Origin of the sequence: Corynebacterium oculi, from assembly GCF_001412105.1 — a bacterium.
Taxonomy (GTDB): domain Bacteria; phylum Actinomycetota; class Actinomycetes; order Mycobacteriales; family Mycobacteriaceae; genus Corynebacterium; species Corynebacterium oculi.
Window position 1 is genome coordinate 694,606 of record NZ_LKST01000001.1, and the last position, 18,945, is coordinate 713,550.

Below are 18,945 nucleotides of genomic sequence, written 5' to 3' on the forward strand. Positions count from 1 at the left end.
ATGATCGCTGCGGGAACTATCGCGTATCCCGGCTCGACTAGTGTGGGGCGGCTGACAACACCACGAGATTGCTGGAGGCATCTTCCTTGAACACGATCAAGGCATACATCGCGCTGACGAAGCCACGGGTCATCGAACTTCTCCTGGTGGCCACGATCCCCGCGATGCTCCAAGCCGATCGTGGCGAAAACAATATCCTGCTCATCCTGCTGACCCTCGTGGGCGGCTGGATGGGGGCCGCGGCCGCCAATACCTTCAACATGGTGGCGGACTCCGATATTGACCAAAAAATGGGCCGCACCCGTGCCCGCCCCCTCGTGCGTCACACGGTATCCAACTGCGACGCCACCATCTTTGCCTGGACGCTCACGGTGGTGAGCTTCCTGTGGTTGTGGCTGCTCTGTGGATCGCTCTTGGCGGCCGTGTTCGTCATGTTCACCATCTGGTTTTACATCGTGGTGTACACCAAATACCTCAAGCGCCGCACCCACATGAACATCGTGTGGGGCGGGGCCGCCGGCTGCATGCCCGTGGTGGTGGGCTGGGCCGTGATTACGGACAACACCCCCGACGCCTCCGCATGGGCCTGGTGGCAGGCCCTGGTGCTGTGGCTGATTATCTTCTTCTGGACGCCCCCGCACACCTGGGCCCTAGCCATGAAGTACCGCGACGATTACGAGCGCGCCGGCGTGCCCATGCTGCCCGTGGTGCGCACGCCGGTAGAGGTCACCCGGCAGATCCTCTGGTACAGCTGGGTCACCGTGGGGGTATCCCTGCTGCTAGTTCCCGCCGCCTCCTGGATCTACCTGGTGGGGGCGGTGGCCTCCGGGGCGGCGTTCCTGGTCATGGCCACCCAGCTACACCGGGGGGTGCGCGACGGACAGCCGGTCAAGCCGCTCAAACTCTTCATCCTTTCCAACAACTACCTGGCGGTACTCTTTGTGGCCCTGTCCGTCGATGCGATCCTCGGCTGGGAGACCTTTGGCCAGATGGCGGGGTGGAGCGCGGCGGCGTTCTAGGCGCTAAAAGCGCAGCGCCACGAGGCCCCGGAGCGCCTCCACGCCCAGCCCCTCGGCCTCCTCGGGGGAGTACACGCTCCCAAGGGGAACGGTAATATGCCCCTCAGCCAGGGCCTGAGTGACCGCCTGGGAGCGCATCCGAAAACCGTCCGGCTCCCGCACGTAATCCTCCGCCACGGGGCAGGCGAGGCTCAGTGAGCCCCGAGCAGCGAGATCGAGGGGCGAAATACGCTTGATGGGCTGGGCGGGCGTGCCATAAACGCACAGCATGCCGCGAGCGCGCAGGCTCGATAGCGCGTGATCCAGGCCCGGTTTCCCCGTGCCATGCAGGGCGATGTCCGCCCCACCCACCTCGGCGGCGCGCCGGGGAGCCACGTGCGCGCGCCGCACCACGGCGGCCCGATCCAGGTGCGGGGATGCCTCCCCAGAGGGAGACACAGCGATCACCCGTGCGCCCAGGGCTCCGGCCCACTGGGAGCTGATGAGCCCCACGGGATCATCGGCGGGATTAATCAGCACCGTGCTCCCCGCCTCCACGGGACGCAGGGAAAACAGCAACACGTGGGCCATCATCGCCGGATTAAGCGCGAGGGCGGCGGACTCCGGCGGTATGCCCCTGGGTACCGCCACGATGCGGTCGCGGGGAACGCAGGCGAGGGACGCGCAGGAGCCGGGCACCCCGGCCCAGGCCACCAGGGTGCCCTCCGGCAGGAGCCCCTGGGGATCGTGGAGAATCTTCCCCGTGCCCTGGGTACCCGGGATGGCCCCCGGCCGGGTGGGGGCCAGCTCGGCGGCCTGCACCGCCACGAGCACCTGGTTCTCCCCAAGGCGAGGATCTTCGCGGGAGACCACCCCGGCGGCGCGGTTATCTCCCCAGATCAGCGCCCTCATTCTCGCCCAACGCGCGCCGTCGTGGGCGCAGCCTCGGGGGCCGGTTCGGCTAAGCGCCGCCGCATGCCCAGGGCGTAGAGGAAGGCGGTGAAGGCCACCACCACCGAGGACATGGCGATGTGCATGGGCACGGACCAGCGGGGAACCCCCAGCCGGTACTGCGCGATCCCGATGCCCGCCTGGATCACGATCATTCCCAGGAGGATCAGGCCGGTGCGCTTGGCCTCATCGGAGGCCTTGCGCTGATAGAGCAGCACCACGGTGATGAAGGTGAAAAAGAGATACGCGTACATGAGGTAGCCGTGGATATGCGCCATGAGGTCAATGTCTACGTCAAGGCGGCCCGTCATTCCGGCCTCCGCGTCCCCGGCGTGGGGGCCGGCGCCGGTCACCATCGTCCCGGTCACCAAGACCACCACGAGGGCGCACGCGGCCACCACCGCGCTGATCCGTACCGCGCGCGGATAGGCGCGCACCGGCTCCACCTCATCGGGCTCGGATACCCGAATGAACAGCAGGGCGGCCACCCACACCAGCGCCATCGAGGGGAGGAAGTGCAGGGCCACGGACCACCATCGGAGATCCAGGAGCACGGACATTCCGCCGATAACGGCCTGGAGGATCACCCCGAAGCCGGAGATGAGCGCGTAGGCGAGGAGCTCCCGGCGGCGCTGCGCCTGGCGCAGGGCCACAAAGACGGCGATCACCGCGGCCACGAGGACGAAGGTAAGCAGGCGATTGCCAAATTCGATGACCTGGTGCACCAGGGGAGCAGCCCCCTCCACGGGGACGAGCGATCCCTCATGGCACTGCGGCCAGGTATTGCAGCCCAGGCCGGAGCCCGTGACGCGCACGATGGAGCCGGTCACCGTGATGCCGCCCTGGCAGATCAGGAGAACCAACGCCAGCGCGCGCTGAAGGCGCAGGGAGGGCACAAAATCGCTTTTCACGGGACGCAGCAGGGTACTCACAGCCCCCTAGCCTAATGCTCTGCCGTGAAAAAACACCACACAGCGCCGGGCGGCTCGGAGTTAGAAGAAACACGCACGCGCGGCGGAACTGAGCGCGCCCGCTATCCGACGCCCTAGGGGCGCACCAGCACCTTAATGGCCTCGCGCTGATCCATCGCGCGGTAGCCCTCGGCAATGTTGTCCAGGGCCACCTCCTTGGTAAAGACCTTGCCGGGTTCGATGGCGCGATCAAAGATCAGGCGGATGAGTTCCGGCAGGTACTTGCGCACCGGGGCGGGACCGCCCATGAGGTGCACCTCGGAGGCGAAGAGTTCCTCGCCGGGCAGGGAGACCCCGTGAGAGACACCCACATATCCCACATACCCGCCGGGACGGCAGGAGGCGATGGCCTGGTGCATGGATTCCTGGGTGCCCACGGCCTCGATCACGCTGTGGGCGCCCAGGCCCCCGGTGAGGTCCTTGATCCTGGCCACGCCCTCCTCGCCGCGTTCCTCCACGATGTCCGTGGCACCGAACTCGCGGGCCAAGGCCTGGCGATCCGCGTGTCGGCTCATGGCGATGATCCGTTCCGCGCCCATCTGCTTGGCCGAGAGGATCGCCAGGAGGCCCACCGCTCCGTCGCCCACCACCACGACGGTCTTTCCGGGGCCCGCCTGGGCCTCGTCGGCGGCAAACCAGCCGGTACCCAGCACGTCGGAGGCCGCGAGCAGGGAGGGAATGAGATCCTCCTCCGGGTGGGAGGGGGTGGGCACCAGGGTGCCGTCGGCGAGCGGCACGCGCAGGTACTCGGACTGCGCCTCGCCCACGAACCCGCCGTTGGCGCAGCGGGAGGGGTAGCCATCCGCGCAGATCTCGCAGGTGTTATCGGAGAGGCAGAAGGAGCCCACCACGAAGTCGCCGGGCTTCACGCTGCTGACCTCCTCACCCACCTCTTCCACCACGCCCACGTACTCGTGGCCCATGCGGGTGGGTTCGGCGATCTCATCGGTGCCGCGATAGGGCCAGAGATCAGAGCCGCACACGCAGGTGGCCGTGATCTTGATGATGGCGTCGGTGGGTTCGGCGATGGTGGGCTTCTCCACCTCGGCGACGCGAACATCGCCGGTACCGTGAATGAAGGTGGCCTTCATGGGGCGCTCCTTAAAGCGAAAGCGGGATTTTGCCTCGCCCACCCTACACCTTATGCCGCCCAGGGAGCGTGGTTTTAGCTGCTAAACCGGAACCATCGCCGGGCCGCCGCGGACACCAACACGAGCCAAACCATCAGGCTGAGCCACTGGGCCCACGGGATCGTGCCGCCAAAGGCGTTGGTGAGACCGCTGGCCAGGGCCACCGAGGGGATCAGATCCCACCAACTGCTGCCGTCAAGCCCGGAGTGATACAGCACCAGCCCCACCACGCCCACCATGAGCACCCAGATGAGATTGGCCAGCGCGAGCACCAGCTCCGAGCTGAGGGTTCCGCCCATGAGCAACCCCATCGAGGTAAAGGCGGCCGCTCCCAGCACGAGGGTCACCACGCCCAGGACAAGGCCGGGTGCGGAGACCTGCCAGCCCAAAACGGCGGCGGTGGCCCCCAGCACCAGGGTTTGTAGCAGCACCATCGCGGCCACGGCGATGATCTTGCCCACGATGATGACCCAGGTGGGCACGCCGGAGGCTCCCGTGCGTTTGAGCGCCCCATACCGGCGATCGAAGGCCAGCGAGATCGCCTGCCCGGTGAAGCCGGAGGAGGTGGTCGCGATCGCCAGCATCATGGGAAATCCTTGGCGCAGCGGATCGGGATCGTCCAGGATGGGCACCTGGGAGATGCCGATGAGTAGGCCGAGGGGAATGATGAGGCTGAGCAGCTGTTGCTCGCCGTGACGGAGAAAAAGCAGTGTCTCAATGCGCCCCTGCGCGGCGACGAGCGCGCCCCTGGGAGCGCGCTGCGGAGCGGGGGCAAAGGTACCGGCGGGATAATCGCTCACCATATCAACTCCTCAGTTCTTGGCCCGTGATGTCGAGGAAAACGTCCTCTAAGCTGCGCTGCGCCACATCTAGGCTGCGCACCAGCACCCCCTGGGCGGATACCGCGGATACCACCCGGGCCACCGCCTCCGGGCTGGGCGGCACCCGCACCGCGTAATGCAGGGGACGCACCGGCGCGCAGGATCCGGCGGGCAGGTGCGCCTGGCGCTCCACGGCGGCTGCGTCTATCTCTCTATCCGTGCCCAGGCGCACCTGTGGCTGGGCACCGGTGGTCAGCTCCGTGGGCGTGCCGCTGGCCACGGCGCGGCCGCGATCCATAATCACCACGCGATCGGCCAGGGCCTCGGCCTCGTCCATGAGGTGCGTGGTGAGCACCACCGTCACCCCGTCGCGGCGAAGCACCCGCATGAGTTCCCACACCGCCAGGCGCGATTGCGCATCCATGCCGGCGGTGGGCTCGTCTAAAAAGACCAGTTCCGGGCGGCCGATCAGGGCCAAGGCCAGGGAAAGGCGCTGCTGCTGCCCCCCGGAAAGCCTGCGATAGGTGTTCTTCCGCACGCCCTCTAGGCCCACCACCTCCATGAGCCAGGCGGGGTCGAGGGGATGGGCGCTATAGGCCGCTGTGAGCCGCAGCATCTCCTCCACCTTGATCCCGGAGTAGGAGCCACCGCCCTGCAACATGATGCCGATGCGTTCGCGGACTCGCTCCGGTTGCGTGGTGGGATCGAGGCCCAGCACGGTGATCCTCCCGGAGGTGGGTTTGACGAAGCCCACGCACATGTCAATGGTGGTGGTTTTTCCGGCCCCGTTCGGACCGAGCAGGGCTAAGATTTCCCCGCGGCGGGCGCACAGTGATAGCTCATTGACGGCGGTGATCGTGGGGAAAGACTTGACCACGCCGCGCAGTTCGAGAGCGTTTGGGACAACCACGGTTGCTCAGTCTAGAACTTTCAGTTGAGGCCAACCAATCCCGAGCGCCGGAGCCACCACCAGCCCGCGGCGAGGATCACCGCTAGCGATACCGCCGCACCCACGTAGATATTCACCACGGTGCCGGGGGGCAGCGCCAAACCTCGCGGCAGGACGAAGAAGCTAAAGGCTGCGGAGTACCCGACCACGGCGACCCGAAAGAGGGGGCGGTTCGCCCACGCCGCGAGCGGTACCACCGCCCACAGCACGTACCAGGGGTGGACCACGGGAAAGAGCACCACGAGGACGAAGGTGGCTACGCCGAGCGCTCCCACCGGGTGAATCCGCCCGAGGAACGTGCCCAGGAGCATGCGCAGGGTGAGGATCCCTGCCACGGCCAGTCCCGCGAGACGGGTGACCACCAGGATCGCCGTGGTGTGATCGCCCAGGCCCAGTAGCATGCCGATCCCCCCGGCGATCACCCCGACGTCGGTAGTAACAGACATCCAACTGCGGATCGTGGTGGCCCCGCCCTGCCCCGTGACCCAGCCCAGGCCGATGCCGCTGAGCGCGGAAACCAGCGCGACGGTGGCCACGAGCACCGCGAGGAAGAAGAATCCCGCCACGGCGATGGCCCACCAGGCGCGGCGGCCTCGCTGGTGGAGATAGCGCGCATAGGCCATGCCGATGAAGCCCAGGGAAAGAAAGGCCACCACCTTAACCATTCCCGCGCAGGATAGGAGCGCGCCGGAGGCCGCCAGGAGGGGGAGCGTCCACCCATCAGCCCGATCCAGGGCGCGTAGCCCCAGTTCCAGGCCCACCAGCATGAGCCCCAGCATGAGGGCCTCGTTGTGGATTCCGCCCACCAGGTGCAGCAGCACCAGGGGATTGAGGATTCCCAGCCATAACGCCGCCGGGGGATAGACCCGACACCGCCGAGCGATGCTCAGCACCGCCCAACCCGCCGCCGTCAGCATGAGCACGCTCAACACCCGGTGCGCCAACACCCCCAGCACGATCGAGTCCCCGGTGAGCGCGCTGATGAGGGCGGACAAGCCCATCGCCACCGGCCCGTACGGGGAGGGGGAGTGCGCCCAAATGAAGGGCACCGAGCGCGCGAGGTGGTGATCCGTGCCCAGCAGATCGATGGGCCCGGCGGAATAGGGGTCCATGCCCTCCCGCACGATGGCCCCCTGGGCGAGGTAGGAATAAATGTCCTGGGTGAAGATCGGCGCGCTCAGCAGCAGTGGAAGCAGCCAGGCGATCCAGGTGCGCCAAAGATCTCCGGTGGTAACAACCCGCAGCGCGCGGTGCCGTCCCCACAGCGACACCCCCACGAGGGGGGCCATTCCGATCCAGGCCAGCACGACCAACGCCACGCCGACGAGAACTATCGACGACGAGGCCTGCATCATCTGCCCCAGGGTGGTGCCGCCGGGGAAGGACTGGTAGGGGTTATCCACCACGGGCAGAGCGCCGCCCCCCAGCGCGCCCAGCGCGAGCAGCAGCGCCCCCGTGGTGCCGATCCACCGCAGGAGGGCAAAGCGCACGAGCCCGGCGCTGCGGGTGGTGGCCGAATCCGCGTCCGCCCGGGAGCCATCTGTGGCATCGCTATCGCGGTGCAGGCCGGCCGAGCGCGAACCCGCCACGCCTAAGCGCGGGAGGTCGCGCAGGAGCGCCTGCCAGAGCGCAGATGGTTGTTGTTGCACAGGCTCATCGTAGCCAGAACGCCCCCGTCTGACGGAAAACCGGCGGAAGGCAGGGGACCTTTTTGCGCCCGGGAACAATTTTAGTAACACTAGTGTTGTCTAAAAGAGACGGTCGCTTACGCGGCGGTACGCGAGGCCCAGCCAGGGCAGGAGGTGAAACGCATGGTGCGCAAGACCGGCTCCACCGATGGAGACACCCGGAACGCGATCATGCGCAGCCTGCTCACCCACGGCCCGCTCACCGCCGCCGCCCTGGGCGAGCGTCTTGGCCTCTCCACCGCAGGTGTGAGAAGGCATCTGGACATTCTCCTGGAAGAGGGGCTGGCCTATGCCGAGTCCCGCCGTTCCCCCGCACCGGCCACCCGGGGCCGCCCGGCTAAGCACTTCCGGCTTACCCACCGCGGCCGCGAGCACTTTGGCCACGATTACGATTCCCTCGCCGCCCTCGCGCTCGCGCGCCTGGGGCGGGTCGGCGGCCCGCAGGCCGTGCGCGACCTCGCCCGGGCCCGCACGGAATCCATCGTGGCCTCGGTGCGCGAGGGCACCACCGATTCCGTCGAGGAGACGGCGCGCGCCCTGGCACGGGCGTTCGACGACCACGGCTATGCCGCCACCGTGCAACGCGCGGGCGGCGGTATCCAAATCTGCCAACACCACTGCCCGGTTTCCCAGGTGGCAGCGCAATACCCGGAATTATGTGAGGCGGAGCACGAGGTAATCTCCGAGTTGCTGGGCACCCACGTGCAGCCCCTGGCCTCTATTGCCGAGGGGCACGGCATCTGCACCACAAACATTCCTCTTTATCCCACCAATTCTCCTGAAGAAAGGAGCGGTTCATGACCCAGGCGACGCAGAACCTTGACGCGCAGCGCCCCATGAACGATGACGAGATCATCGAGTCCATGGGCGGTTATAACTACGGCTGGCACGATTCCGACGCCGCGGGCTCCGCCGCCCGCCGCGGGCTGAGCGAGGAGGTCGTCCGCGACATCTCCGCGCAGAAGAACGAGCCCGAGTGGATGCTAGAGCAGCGCCTCAAGGCCCTCAACATCTTTGATAAGAAGCCCGTGCCCACCTGGGGTGCGGACTTGAGCAATATCGACTTTGACAGCATTAAGTACTTCGTGCGCTCCACCGAGGAGCAGGCGAAGTCCTGGGACGACCTCCCCGATGACATTCGCAATACCTACGATCGTCTGGGCATTCCCGAGGCGGAGAAGCAGCGCCTGGTGGCCGGCGTGGCCGCCCAGTACGAATCCGAGGTGGTCTACCACCAGATCCGCGAGGATCTAGAGGAGCAGGGCGTGATCTTCGTGGACACGGATACCGCGCTGCAAAAGTACCCGGAGCTATTCAAGGAATACTTTGGCACCGTGGTTCCGGCCGGGGACAATAAGTTCTCCGCCCTCAACGCCGCCGTGTGGTCCGGCGGATCCTTCATCTACGTGCCCAAGGGCGTGCACGTGGACATCCCGCTTCAGGCTTACTTCCGCATCAACACGGAGAACATGGGGCAGTTCGAGCGCACCCTCATTGTGGTGGACGAGGACGCCTATGTGCACTACGTGGAGGGCTGCACGGCCCCCATCTATAAGTCCGATTCCCTGCACGCCGCCGTGGTGGAGATCGTGGTGAAAAAGGGCGGCCGCTGCCGCTACACCACCATCCAGAACTGGTCGAACAACGTGTACAACCTGGTTACCCAGCGCGCCAAGGCGGAGGAGGGGGCCACGATGGAGTGGATCGATGGCAACATCGGCTCCAAGGTGAACATGAAGTACCCGGCCGTGTGGATGACCGGCCCCTACGCCAAGGGCGAGGTTCTCTCCGCCGCCTTCGCCGGAGAGGGCCAGTTCCAGGACACCGGCGCGAAGATGGTGCACATGGCCCCGTACACCTCCTCCAACATCGTCTCCAAGTCCGTGGCCCGCTCCGGGGGGCGCGCGGCCTACCGCGGCCTGGTGCAGATCAACGCCAACGCGCATCACTGCACCGCCAACGTGGAGTGCGATGCTCTCCTGGTGGATAACATCTCGCGCTCGGATACCTACCCCTACAACGACATCCGCAATGACCACGTGACGCTGGGCCACGAGGCCACCGTCTCCCAGGTCTCCGAGGAGCAGCTCTTCTACCTGATGAGCCGCGGCATCGACGAGGCCGACGCCATGGCGATGATCGTTCGCGGGTTCGTGGAGCCCATCGCCAAGGAACTGCCCATGGAGTACGCGCTCGAACTCAACCGGCTGATCGAGCTACAGATGGAAGGATCGGTGGGATAAATGGCCGAGACGCTCAAGAACGCCACCACGCACAACAACAAGGGTGACGTGCTCACCTCCTTTAACGTGGAGGACTTCGAGGTTCCCCGCGGCAAGGACGAGGAGTGGCGCTTCATTTCCCTGCGCCGCCTGCGCGGCCTGCACAACGGCTCCTTCAGCCCGGCCGTAGCCCCCGACATCGCCGTGGAGATTCCCGACGGGGCCCAGGCGAGTAGCCGCAGCATCGCCAAGGATGACGCCCGCGCCACCCGCGCCGGGGCGCCCTCGGATCGCGTGGGCGCGCAGGCCTGGACCTCCATGGAGGAGGCCACCCTGGTCAGCTTCGCCAAGGACTCCGCCACCACCGAGCCTGTGACCATCACGGTCACCGGCAAGGGGGAGGGCGTGACCTCCTTTGGTGCCGTGGTCGTGGAGCTGGAGCAGGGCGCGGAGGCCACCGTGGCCCTGAATTACCGGGGCAGCGGCACGCACGCGGATAACGTCCAGTTCGTGCTGGGCGCCAACTCCCGCCTCACGGTGATCGTGGACGCCGATTGGGAGGATGACGCGGTGCACCTATCCAACCAGTCCGCGCTGGTGGGCCGCGACGCCGTGCTACGGCACAACGTGGCCGTCTTTGGCGGCGAGGTAGTGCGCCTGGTGCCGCGCGTGAAGTTTGAGGATCAGGGCGGCGACGCCGAGATGCTGGGCGTGTACTTTGCCGACGACGGCCAGTACTTTGAAAACCGCCTGCTGGTGGATCACGCCCAGCCCAACTGCCGCTCCAACGTGCTGTACAAGGGAGCGCTGCAAGGCGATCCCGGCACCAGCAAGCCCGATACCCGCACCACCTGGGTGGGTGACGTGCTGATCCGGGCCAACGCGCAGGGGACCGATACCTACGAGACCAACCGCAACCTGGTGCTCAGCGAGGCCGCCCGCGCCGATGCGATCCCGAACCTGGAGATCGAGACCGGCGAGATCGCCGGGGCCGGCCACGCCGCCACGGTGGGGCGCTTCGACGATGAGCAGCTCTTTTATCTGATGAGCCGCGGCATCCCCGAGGCCGAGGCCCGTCGCCTTATCATTCGCGGATTCTTTACCGAGGTCATCAACCACATTCCGGTGGAGGGGATCCGGGAGGAGCTGGAATCCCGCGTGGTCAATGAACTAGAACGCGTGACCGCCTAAGAGCCGATACGCCGATACAAAGCACCCGCACTGCACGCTACGATCAGGAGAAAACACGATGTCTACCCTGGAAATCAAGAACCTCCACGCCCAGGTTCTTCCCTCCGATGAGTCCGCCGAGCCCAAGCCCATCCTCAAGGGCGTGAACCTCACCCTCAACTCCGGCGAGATTCACGCCATCATGGGCCCCAACGGCTCCGGCAAGTCCACGCTGGCCTACACCTTGGCCGGTCACCCCCGCTACGAGATCACCGATGGGGAGGTGCTGCTCGACGGCGAGAACATCCTGGAGATGTCCGTGGACGAGCGCGCCCGCGCGGGCCTCTTCCTGGCCATGCAATACCCCACCGAGGTCCCCGGCGTGTCCATGTCTAACTTCATGCGCACCGCCGTGACCGCCGTGCGCGGGGAGGCCCCCAAGCTGCGCGAGTGGGTCAAGGAGGTCAACGAGGCCCGCGAGAACCTCAAGATCGATAAGTCGTTTAGCGAGCGCTCCGTGAACGAGGGCTTCTCCGGCGGCGAGAAGAAGCGCCACGAGGTGCTGCAACTGGATCTGATGAAGCCCAAGTTTGCCGTGATGGATGAGACCGATTCCGGCCTGGACGTGGACGCCCTGCGCGTGGTGTCCGAGGGAATCAACCGCTACCAGCGCGATACCAACGGCGGAATCCTCATGATTACGCACTACAAGCGCATTCTGGAGTACGTGAAGCCGGACGTGATCCACGTGTTTGCCAACGGGCAGATCGTGACCACCGGCGGGCCCGAACTGGCCGATCAGCTTGAGGCCGATGGCTACGAGCAGTTCCTGTAATGGCGCAGGCAGGTTTCCTTTCCCCGGACGGCACCCTGGACGTGGCCGCCGTGCGCGCGGAGTTTCCCATTCTCTCGCGCACGGTGCGCTCGGATAGGCCCCTGGTGTACCTCGATTCCGGGGCCACCTCGCAGCGGCCCGAGCGAGTCTGGCGGGCGGAGGAGCGCTTTGTGCTCCACACCAACGCCCCCGTTCATCGCGGCGCCTATCAGATCGCGGAGGAGGCTACCGACGCCTACGAGCACGCCCGCGAGGCCATCGCGCGCTTCGTGGGCGCACAGGGCCAGGAGATCGCCTTCACCAAGAACGCCACGGAGGCGCTCAACCTCGTGGCCTTTACCCTGGGTGACCCGCGCGCGGGCGACCTGGCGGTGGGGCCAGGGGATACGGTGGTGGTCACGGAGCTGGAGCATCATGCTAACCTCGTACCCTGGCAGGAGCTCTGCGCCCGCACGGGGGCCACGCTGAGGTGGTATGCCGCCACCCCGGAGGGCCGGATCGACCTGGATTCCCTGGAACTAGACGATTCCGTCAAGGTATTAGCCTTTACCCACCAGTCCAACGTGACGGGCGCGATAGCCGACGTACCCGAGATGGTACGGCGCGCCCGCGCCGTGGGCGCGCTCACCGTGCTCGACGCCTGCCAGTCCGTGCCGCACCAGCCGGTCAACTTCCATGACCTCGGCGTGGACTTCACGGCCTTCTCCGGGCACAAGATGTGCGGCCCCACGGGCGTGGGGGCGCTCTACGGGCGCGGGGAACTCCTGGCGCAGCTGCCCCCCTTCCTCACCGGAGGCTCCATGATCGAGGTGGTGACCATGGAGGGCACCACCTTCGCCGCCCCGCCGCAGCGCTTCGAGGCGGGCACCCAGATGAGCAGCCAGGTGGTGGGCCTCGGCGCCGCGGTGGAGTTCCTGGAGGCCGTCGGCATGGAGGCCATCGCGGCTCACGAGCACGACCTCACCGCCTACGCGCTGGGGCGGCTGGGGGGCGTCGATAAGCTGCGCATCGTGGGGCCGGAAACCCCGGAGAATCGCGGCGGCGCGATCTCCTTCGTGGTAGAGGGGGTGCATCCGCACGATCTGGGCCAGGTGCTTGATGATCACGGCGTGTGCATCCGCGTGGGGCACCACTGCGCCTGGCCAGCGCACCGCTGCCTGGGAGTGCAGTCCACCGCGCGCGCCTCCTTTTACCTGTATAACACCAGGGAAGAGGTGGATCGCCTGGTGGAGGCCATCGAGTCCGCCAAGAAGTTCTTTGGGGTGAGCGCATGAATCTGGAGTCCATGTACCAAGAGGTGATCCTGGATCACTATAAGAACCCCGAGCACGCGGGCCTGCGCGATCCGTTCGATGCGGAGGTGCACCACGTGAACCCCTCCTGCGGCGACGAGCTCACGCTACGCGTGCATCTCTCCGCCGATGGCAGCGTGGTGGAGGACGTCTCCTACCACGCCGAGGGCTGTTCCATCAGCCAGGCCTCCACCTCCGTGATGGCCCAGGAGATCATCGGCCGTCCCGTGGCCGAGGCCCGGGCCAAACTCGCGGAGTTCGAGGCCATGATTACCTCCCGTGGGCAGCGCGAGGGAGACCCGGAACTGATCGGGGACGGCATCGCCTTCGCCGGGGTTTCGCGCTACCCCGCGCGGGTAAAATGCGCGCTCTTGGGCTGGAAGGCCTTTGAGGCCGCGACCACGGAAGCACTAGAGGCAAGCACTAGAGGCACAGGAGGAACGCCATGACTGACCCGCTAGAAGAACCCACGCAGCGCCCGGAGCAGACGGAGCAGGACGCCGCCGATGCCTCGACCATCGAGGAGTACATGCGCGACGTGATTGACCCGGAGCTGGGGATCAACGTGGTGGATCTGGGCCTGGTGTATGACATCTGGGTGGATCACTCCACCGAGGGGGTCAAGCGGGCCGTGGTAAACATGACGCTGACCTCCCCGGCCTGCCCGCTCACGGACATGCTGGAGGATCAGTCCGAGGCGGCGGTGGTGGGCAACGGCGCCGCGGACGAGCTCCAGATCAACTGGGTGTGGATGCCCCCGTGGGGCCCACACATGATTACGGAGGAGGGGCGCGAGCAGCTTCGTGCCCTGGGCTTCTCCGTCTAGATTCTCCGCTCGGCTGCCCGCGCGGCGGGATTGATACACTGCTTCCTTGTGATTGTCACCAATGATCTGGAAGTTCGCGTTGGCGCCCGCACCCTCTTGACGGCCCCCGGCCAGCACCTTCGGGTGCAGGCGGGGGATCGCATCGGCTTGGTGGGCCGCAACGGCGCGGGCAAGACCACCACCATGCGCATCCTGGCGGGGGAGACCCAGCCCTACGGCGGTTCGGTGACGGTCTCCGGGGAGGTGGGCTATCTGCCCCAGGATTCCCGGGAGGGCAACATCGAACAAACCGCCCGGGATCGCGTGCTCTCCGCGCGGGGGCTCTATAGCATCCGCGCCTCCATGCTGCGCCAGCAGGAGATCATGGGGAGCGCTGCGGATGACGCCGCGCGGGACAAGGCGATCCGCAAGTACTCCCGCCTGGAGGAGCGCTATCATGCCCTGGGCGGCTACGAGGCGGATTCCGAGGCCGCCCAGATCTGCGATAACCTGGGCCTTCCCGCCCGTATTCTGGATCAAAAACTCACCACCCTTTCCGGCGGGCAGCGCCGCCGCGTGGAGTTGGCCCAGATCCTCTTTGCCGCCACCGCGGGCTCGGGGAAGTCCGCCACCACGCTGCTGCTGGACGAGCCCACCAACCACCTCGACGCGGACTCGATTACCTGGCTGCGCGGCTTCCTGCGCAAGCACGAGGGCGGGCTCATCATGATCTCCCACGACGTAGACCTCCTCGACGACGTGTGCAACAAGATCTGGTATCTAGACGCGGTGCGCGCCGAGGCGGACGTGTACAACATGGGCTTTAGCAAGTACAAGGACGCTCGCGCTCTCGACGAGGCCCGTCGCCGACGCGAGCGCGCCAACGCGGAGAAGCGGGCCTCGGCGCTGCGTACCCAGGCCGAGAAGCTCGGGGCTAAGGCCACCAAGGCCAAGGCAGCCAAGCAGATGGCCGCCCGCGCCGACCGCATGATGAATGCGCTCGACGAGGTGCGCGTGGCCGATAAGGTGGCGCATATTTCCTTCCCCGAGCCCGCTCCCTGCGGCAAGACCCCCATGTTTGCCAAGGGGCTGACCAAGATGTACGGCTCCCTAGAGGTCTTTGCCGGGATCGACCTGGCCATCGATAAGGGCTCCCGGGTGGTGGTGCTGGGGTTTAACGGCGCGGGCAAGACCACCCTGCTCAAACTCCTCGCGGGCGTGGAGCGCACGGACGGGGAGGGGGGCATCGTCACCGGGCACGGGCTGAAGGTGGGGTACTTCGCCCAGGAGCATGACACCATTGACCCGGATAAGTCCGTGTGGCGCAACACCATCGACGCCTGCCCGGAGGCGGGGGAGCAGGATCTCCGTGGGCTGCTGGGGGCCTTCATGTTTTCCGGGGAAAAGCTCGACCAGCCCGCGGGAACGCTCTCCGGCGGCGAAAAGACCCGCCTGGCCCTGGCCACGCTCGTCTCCTCCCGCGCCAACGTTTTGCTTCTCGACGAGCCCACCAACAACCTCGATCCCATCTCCCGCGAGCAGGTGCTCGACGCCCTGCGCTCCTACACGGGTGCCGTGGTGCTGGTGACCCACGATCCGGGGGCCGTGCGCGCCCTGGAGCCGGAGCGCGTGATCGTGCTTCCCGACGGCACCGAGGACCTCTGGGGGGACGAGTACATGGAGATCGTGGAACTGGCCTAAAAAGTTTTCCCAAACCCAAGTATTTCCTCGCGAAAACCTTTAGGGTGAGGGGCACAGCATCGTTTCTGGCGAAAAGGAGAAGATGATGACTGCTGCCCACACGGAGCACAAGGCCCCGTACAGTTACACCCCCGGCTATGCCGAGTCCCAGGGGTTGGTGGAACAGCCCACCTTCCGTGCGATCCCGGAGTTCGAGGGGGTTCACGACGTGTGGCCACGCGGCGACCGGCTTGAGGCCGTGCGTCAGGCCGCCCGCGAATACCGGGAGCGCTTCCTCCAGCAGGGAACCGTGCTGGGGGTGCGATCCTTTAATATCGCCGCGGCACCCTACCCCGCGAGGTTCGCGTTCCAGGGATACTCGGTGAACCTCAACCCCTTCATCAGCATCATCAACCGCATGATCATCATCCAGTACGAGGACTTCAACGGGGTGGAACGCACCCTGGTGTGGGAGCCCACGGTGCCCACCGGCTCCAAGAACTCCCCCTTCTACAACAAACTTGCGCGCTTCGGCGCCAAGTGGGGCGGGGAGAAGCTGATGGTCAAGTACTACAACGATCCCGACGAGATTCTGCCCATGCTGGGCATGAACAACGCGGACGTGGATTACGTATCCTTCGATCACCTGCACGTGCAGGATGGGCGCATGATTATGGGCGCGCGGAACACCCCTTACCGGCCGATCTTTCCGCACGCGCGGCTCATCGTGCACGAGGCGGAGCTGGGCACCTTCGAGTCCCCAGCATCCGATGCAGCGCGCCTGGTACGTCAAGGAAGGGCTCGACGGGGTGGAGCGTGAGGCCCTCTCCACGTTCCGGGGAGATGTGGAACTCGGCGTGGGGATATCCCTGCTGTGGACGCCCGGCCCACACCGACGGCAACCATTCCCTGTGCGTGAACACCCCCGACGGCGTGTGGATCTCCTCCGAGAACGGCATGGCCGCCGATTCCTGGCAACCGGAACTCTCTAGGATTCCCGGCGTGCGCGCCCAGGCCAAGTTCTACGAGCGAGACGTGGTGCTCAACGGCAACACCCTTGAGGATTCCCTGGATCAGTACGACTCCATGATTAAGGAGTTCGAGATGGCCTCCTACTGCAAGAAGGACCCCGGTGGAAGCAGATCCTCCCGTCCTCGGAGTGCGCCAACTGGAAGCGGCAGTGGCCGCTGATTCCGGGCATGACGCACGGCGGGATCAATTACGGGGAGATCCGTAGGCGGAGGTAAGCGGGCTGAGTTCGCGGGCGGCCTCGGCCACGGCCGCCCGGAAGGCCCGGATCGCCGGGCTGCGCTCGTGGCTACCGCGCACCGCGGAGTACAGGGTGCGCGAGGACTGCTCATCGAGGGGAAGAACCTGCACCTCCCGACGGAACGCCGAGGTAATCAGGGCGGGGGCGATGGTCACGGCGTGTCCCTCGCGGGCGAGGTATATCTGCAAGAATGGGTCGGGGGTTTCAAAGAGCACGCGCGGCTCGAAGCCGTGCCCACGGCAGTACTCCCGCGCCCACCGGCCGAAGATAAGGTGGGCGGGGTCGATCGCCCAGGGCTGCCGCGCAAGATCGCTGATCGACGCCACTCCGGCGCTCAGCGGCCCGGTGCGCGGCAGCACCAGATGCAGGGGATCGGAGAATATCTCCTCCCGGTGCACCCCCTGGGGCAGCAGCACGTCAATATCCTGGTAGGACTCGCCCAGGATGACGTCGAAGTCTCCCTGCATCAGCCCCTTGAGCGCGCTTTCCACCTCGCGCTGATATATCTCCACCCGAAGATCGGGGTATTTCTCCGCCAGGCTGTTGAGCGCCCTCGGGGCGAGGGTTGCCAGCACCGTCTGGAAGGAGGCCACGCGGAGCGTGCCCAGCACCTGATTGGCGGCAGAAGCCAGGGGCACCGTGGCGTCGTCGGCAAGCATAAGGATCTTCACCGCGTAATCCGCAAGTATTTCTCCCTGCTCGGTGAGCCGTACGTTGCGTCCCACCCGTTCCACAAGGCGGTGCCCCGTTTCCCGCTCCAGCTTTTGTAGCTGCTGGGAGACGGCGGAATGAGTGTAGCGCAGCGCCTGCGCAACCTTGGTGATGGTGCCCTGGCGGCGCAACTCCACGAGCATGCGCAGCCGTATCATGTTCATTTCCATAGGAAAACCTCGTAGTTTTTCTTAAGCTTGGCTCGTACAAAATCTCGCTAGACGCTATACTATTGTGCGCCGCATACTCGATATATGAATCGCAAGACACAACCCGTAGGCATCCTCATGGTCATGGGATCCTGCCTATCCCTGCAATGGGGAGCCGCCATCGCCACGAGGCTTTTTCCCCACGCCGGGGCCTGGGGAACCACCACGGTGCGCCTGGCCTTCGCCGCCGTCATTCTGCTGCTCATCGCCCGCCCCAGGGTGACCTCCTGGCCCGCGAACACCTGGCGCAGCGTCCTCTTCCTCGGTCTCTCCCTGGGCGCGATGAACAGTTTTTTCTACGCCTCCTTAGAACACACCCCCCTCGGCATCGCCGTGACCGTGGAGTTCTTAGGCCCGCTGCTGCTTGCCGCCGCCCTTTCCCGGCGCCCCCTAGATCTCCTCTGGGCGTTCATCGCGTTCCTGGGCATCGGGCTATTGGGCAAGGATGCCTTCCTTTCCTCGAATGATCTGAGTGTGACGGGCCTCTGCCTCGCACTCGTCGCCGGTGGGTTCTGGATCTGCTATATCCTGGCCAGTTCCACCGTGGGGGCAAAGGCGCCCGGGCTCGACGGCCTGGCCGTGGCCATAGCGCTAGGAACGCTGGTTCCCCTGCCCGCCGGGGCGCACGGGGCGGGCATTCTGATCTCAGAGATCCTTTCCACACCATCCTCTGCCCGCCGGGGCGCACGGGGCGGGCATCCTGCTCGGTGATCCCACGCTGCTGATCCTCGCGCTCTTTACCGGCCTATTGGGCTCCGTGATCCCTTATGCCCTACAAATGGGGGCGCTCAGGAGGATGCCCCGCGAGGTCTTTGGCATCCTGTTGAGCCTGGAACCCGCCTTTGCCGCCGTGATCGGCTGGTTGGTGCTGGGGCAGGCGCTGGGGGCGGGGCAGTGGCTAGCCGTGGCCCTGGTCATCAGCGCCAGCGTGGGCACCACGATGGGGTCGCGGCGGTCCCGCAATAATGTCTATGATATGAGGGGAAACACCGATTCCGCCGCAATGAAGAAAGGTACCGGCTTGCAAAACAATTCCCAGTCCACGGTCCCCCTGGTGGTCGCCGCGATTATCGTGGCGGGGTTATTCCTTTTGCTGGCGCTATACCTGGGCCTGACCCGTTATTACAACGCGCAGGAGGTCGAGGTCCTCGTGGAGGGGGCGGAGGCCAACGGGCGGAACTACTCCGTGGTGATCCATAACTGGCTCACCGGCAGTTACTCTTTCAGCATAGAGTAGACGCCG

Annotated in this window: 20 protein-coding genes; 13 read left to right on the forward strand and 7 right to left on the reverse strand. The window is 66.0% G+C overall.

What is annotated here, in order from left to right; all coding sequences use genetic code 11:
* Positions 1–86: 86 nt before the first annotated feature.
* Positions 87–1,019, forward strand: a complete 933-nt coding sequence (locus tag Cocul_RS03295; protein WP_082422127.1) for a heme o synthase — start codon at positions 87–89, stop codon at positions 1,017–1,019.
* Positions 1,020–1,022: 3 nt separating this feature from the next.
* Here Cocul_RS03295 and Cocul_RS03300 read toward each other — a convergent pair whose 3' ends face one another.
* The 6 genes from Cocul_RS03300 to mptB form a co-directional block, all read right to left on the reverse strand.
* A complete protein-coding gene (locus Cocul_RS03300; protein ID WP_055121859.1) occupies positions 1,023–1,910 on the reverse strand; it encodes a zinc-binding dehydrogenase in 888 nt (295 codons plus the stop codon).
* Complete coding sequence (locus tag Cocul_RS03305; protein WP_169786395.1) at positions 1,907–2,881, reverse strand: COX15/CtaA family protein; 975 nt, start codon at positions 2,879–2,881, stop codon at positions 1,907–1,909. The genes Cocul_RS03300 and Cocul_RS03305 overlap by 4 nt, the downstream gene beginning before the upstream one ends.
* 113 nt (positions 2,882–2,994) lie before the next feature.
* On the reverse strand, positions 2,995–4,011 hold the full coding sequence (locus Cocul_RS03310; RefSeq protein WP_055122027.1) for a zinc-dependent alcohol dehydrogenase family protein: 1,017 nt from the start codon (positions 4,009–4,011) through the stop codon (positions 2,995–2,997).
* A 74-nt stretch (positions 4,012–4,085) separates the two neighbouring features.
* A complete protein-coding gene (locus Cocul_RS03315; RefSeq protein WP_055121860.1) occupies positions 4,086–4,853 on the reverse strand; it encodes an ABC transporter permease in 768 nt (255 codons plus the stop codon).
* Position 4,854: 1 nt separating this feature from the next.
* The gene (locus Cocul_RS03320; protein WP_055121861.1) at positions 4,855–5,781 is read right to left on the reverse strand and encodes an ABC transporter ATP-binding protein; all 927 of its coding nucleotides are present in this window, start codon (positions 5,779–5,781) and stop codon (positions 4,855–4,857) included.
* 20 nt (positions 5,782–5,801) lie between these two features.
* Entirely contained in the window at positions 5,802–7,469 is a 1,668-nt protein-coding gene (gene mptB, locus Cocul_RS03325; RefSeq protein WP_055121862.1) for a polyprenol phosphomannose-dependent alpha 1,6 mannosyltransferase MptB, read from the reverse strand.
* Between the two features lie 162 nt (positions 7,470–7,631).
* Here mptB and Cocul_RS03330 point away from each other — a divergent pair, with 162 nt between their 5' ends.
* The 10 genes from Cocul_RS03330 to Cocul_RS12775 all read left to right on the forward strand — a co-directional run bounded on the left by Cocul_RS03330 (position 7,632) and on the right by Cocul_RS12775 (position 16,703).
* Entirely contained in the window at positions 7,632–8,309 is a 678-nt protein-coding gene (locus tag Cocul_RS03330; protein ID WP_055121863.1) for a helix-turn-helix transcriptional regulator, read from the forward strand.
* Positions 8,306–9,751, forward strand: a complete 1,446-nt coding sequence (sufB, locus tag Cocul_RS03335) for a Fe-S cluster assembly protein SufB (protein WP_055121864.1) — start codon at positions 8,306–8,308, stop codon at positions 9,749–9,751. Before Cocul_RS03330 ends, sufB begins: the two co-directional genes overlap by 4 nt.
* Positions 9,752–10,921: a Fe-S cluster assembly protein SufD gene (gene sufD, locus Cocul_RS03340; protein ID WP_055121865.1), complete on the forward strand. Its 1,170-nt coding sequence runs from the start codon at positions 9,752–9,754 to the stop codon at positions 10,919–10,921.
* 58 nt (positions 10,922–10,979) lie between these two features.
* The gene (gene sufC / locus Cocul_RS03345) at positions 10,980–11,735 is read left to right on the forward strand and encodes a Fe-S cluster assembly ATPase SufC (protein WP_055121866.1); all 756 of its coding nucleotides are present in this window, start codon (positions 10,980–10,982) and stop codon (positions 11,733–11,735) included.
* The gene (locus Cocul_RS03350; protein ID WP_055121867.1) at positions 11,735–13,009 is read left to right on the forward strand and encodes a cysteine desulfurase; all 1,275 of its coding nucleotides are present in this window, start codon (positions 11,735–11,737) and stop codon (positions 13,007–13,009) included. The genes sufC and Cocul_RS03350 overlap by 1 nt, the downstream gene beginning before the upstream one ends.
* Complete coding sequence (gene sufU, locus Cocul_RS03355) at positions 13,006–13,476, forward strand: Fe-S cluster assembly sulfur transfer protein SufU (protein ID WP_055121868.1); 471 nt, start codon at positions 13,006–13,008, stop codon at positions 13,474–13,476. The genes Cocul_RS03350 and sufU overlap by 4 nt, the downstream gene beginning before the upstream one ends.
* A complete protein-coding gene (locus tag Cocul_RS03360) occupies positions 13,473–13,853 on the forward strand; it encodes a metal-sulfur cluster assembly factor (RefSeq protein WP_055121869.1) in 381 nt (126 codons plus the stop codon). The genes sufU and Cocul_RS03360 overlap by 4 nt, the downstream gene beginning before the upstream one ends.
* A 48-nt stretch (positions 13,854–13,901) precedes the next feature.
* Positions 13,902–15,533 carry an ABC-F family ATP-binding cassette domain-containing protein gene (locus tag Cocul_RS03365; RefSeq protein WP_055121870.1) on the forward strand — a complete coding sequence of 544 codons (1,632 nt, stop codon included), beginning with the start codon at positions 13,902–13,904 and terminating at the stop codon, positions 15,531–15,533.
* A gap of 82 nt (positions 15,534–15,615) precedes the next feature.
* Positions 15,616–16,332, forward strand: coding sequence for an MBL fold metallo-hydrolase (locus Cocul_RS12770; protein WP_245622080.1), 717 nt, complete (start codon positions 15,616–15,618; stop codon positions 16,330–16,332).
* Positions 16,329–16,703 (forward strand): hypothetical protein, encoded by a 375-nt coding sequence (locus tag Cocul_RS12775; RefSeq protein ID WP_245622081.1) that lies wholly within the window; start codon positions 16,329–16,331, stop codon positions 16,701–16,703. The genes Cocul_RS12770 and Cocul_RS12775 overlap by 4 nt, the downstream gene beginning before the upstream one ends.
* Before the next feature lie 24 nt (positions 16,704–16,727).
* Here the strand turns inward: Cocul_RS12775 and Cocul_RS03375 are convergent, their stop codons facing one another.
* The gene (locus Cocul_RS03375) at positions 16,728–17,657 is read right to left on the reverse strand and encodes a LysR family transcriptional regulator (RefSeq protein WP_055122028.1); all 930 of its coding nucleotides are present in this window, start codon (positions 17,655–17,657) and stop codon (positions 16,728–16,730) included.
* A gap of 90 nt (positions 17,658–17,747) precedes the next feature.
* Here Cocul_RS03375 and Cocul_RS03380 point away from each other — a divergent pair, with 90 nt between their 5' ends.
* Together Cocul_RS03380 and Cocul_RS11705 are read left to right on the forward strand one after the other, a co-directional pair.
* Complete coding sequence (locus tag Cocul_RS03380; RefSeq protein WP_150114328.1) at positions 17,748–18,413, forward strand: EamA family transporter; 666 nt, start codon at positions 17,748–17,750, stop codon at positions 18,411–18,413.
* A 13-nt stretch (positions 18,414–18,426) separates the two neighbouring features.
* Positions 18,427–18,939 carry an EamA family transporter gene (locus Cocul_RS11705; RefSeq protein ID WP_281176053.1) on the forward strand — a complete coding sequence of 171 codons (513 nt, stop codon included), beginning with the start codon at positions 18,427–18,429 and terminating at the stop codon, positions 18,937–18,939.
* Positions 18,940–18,945: the final 6 nt, after the last annotated feature.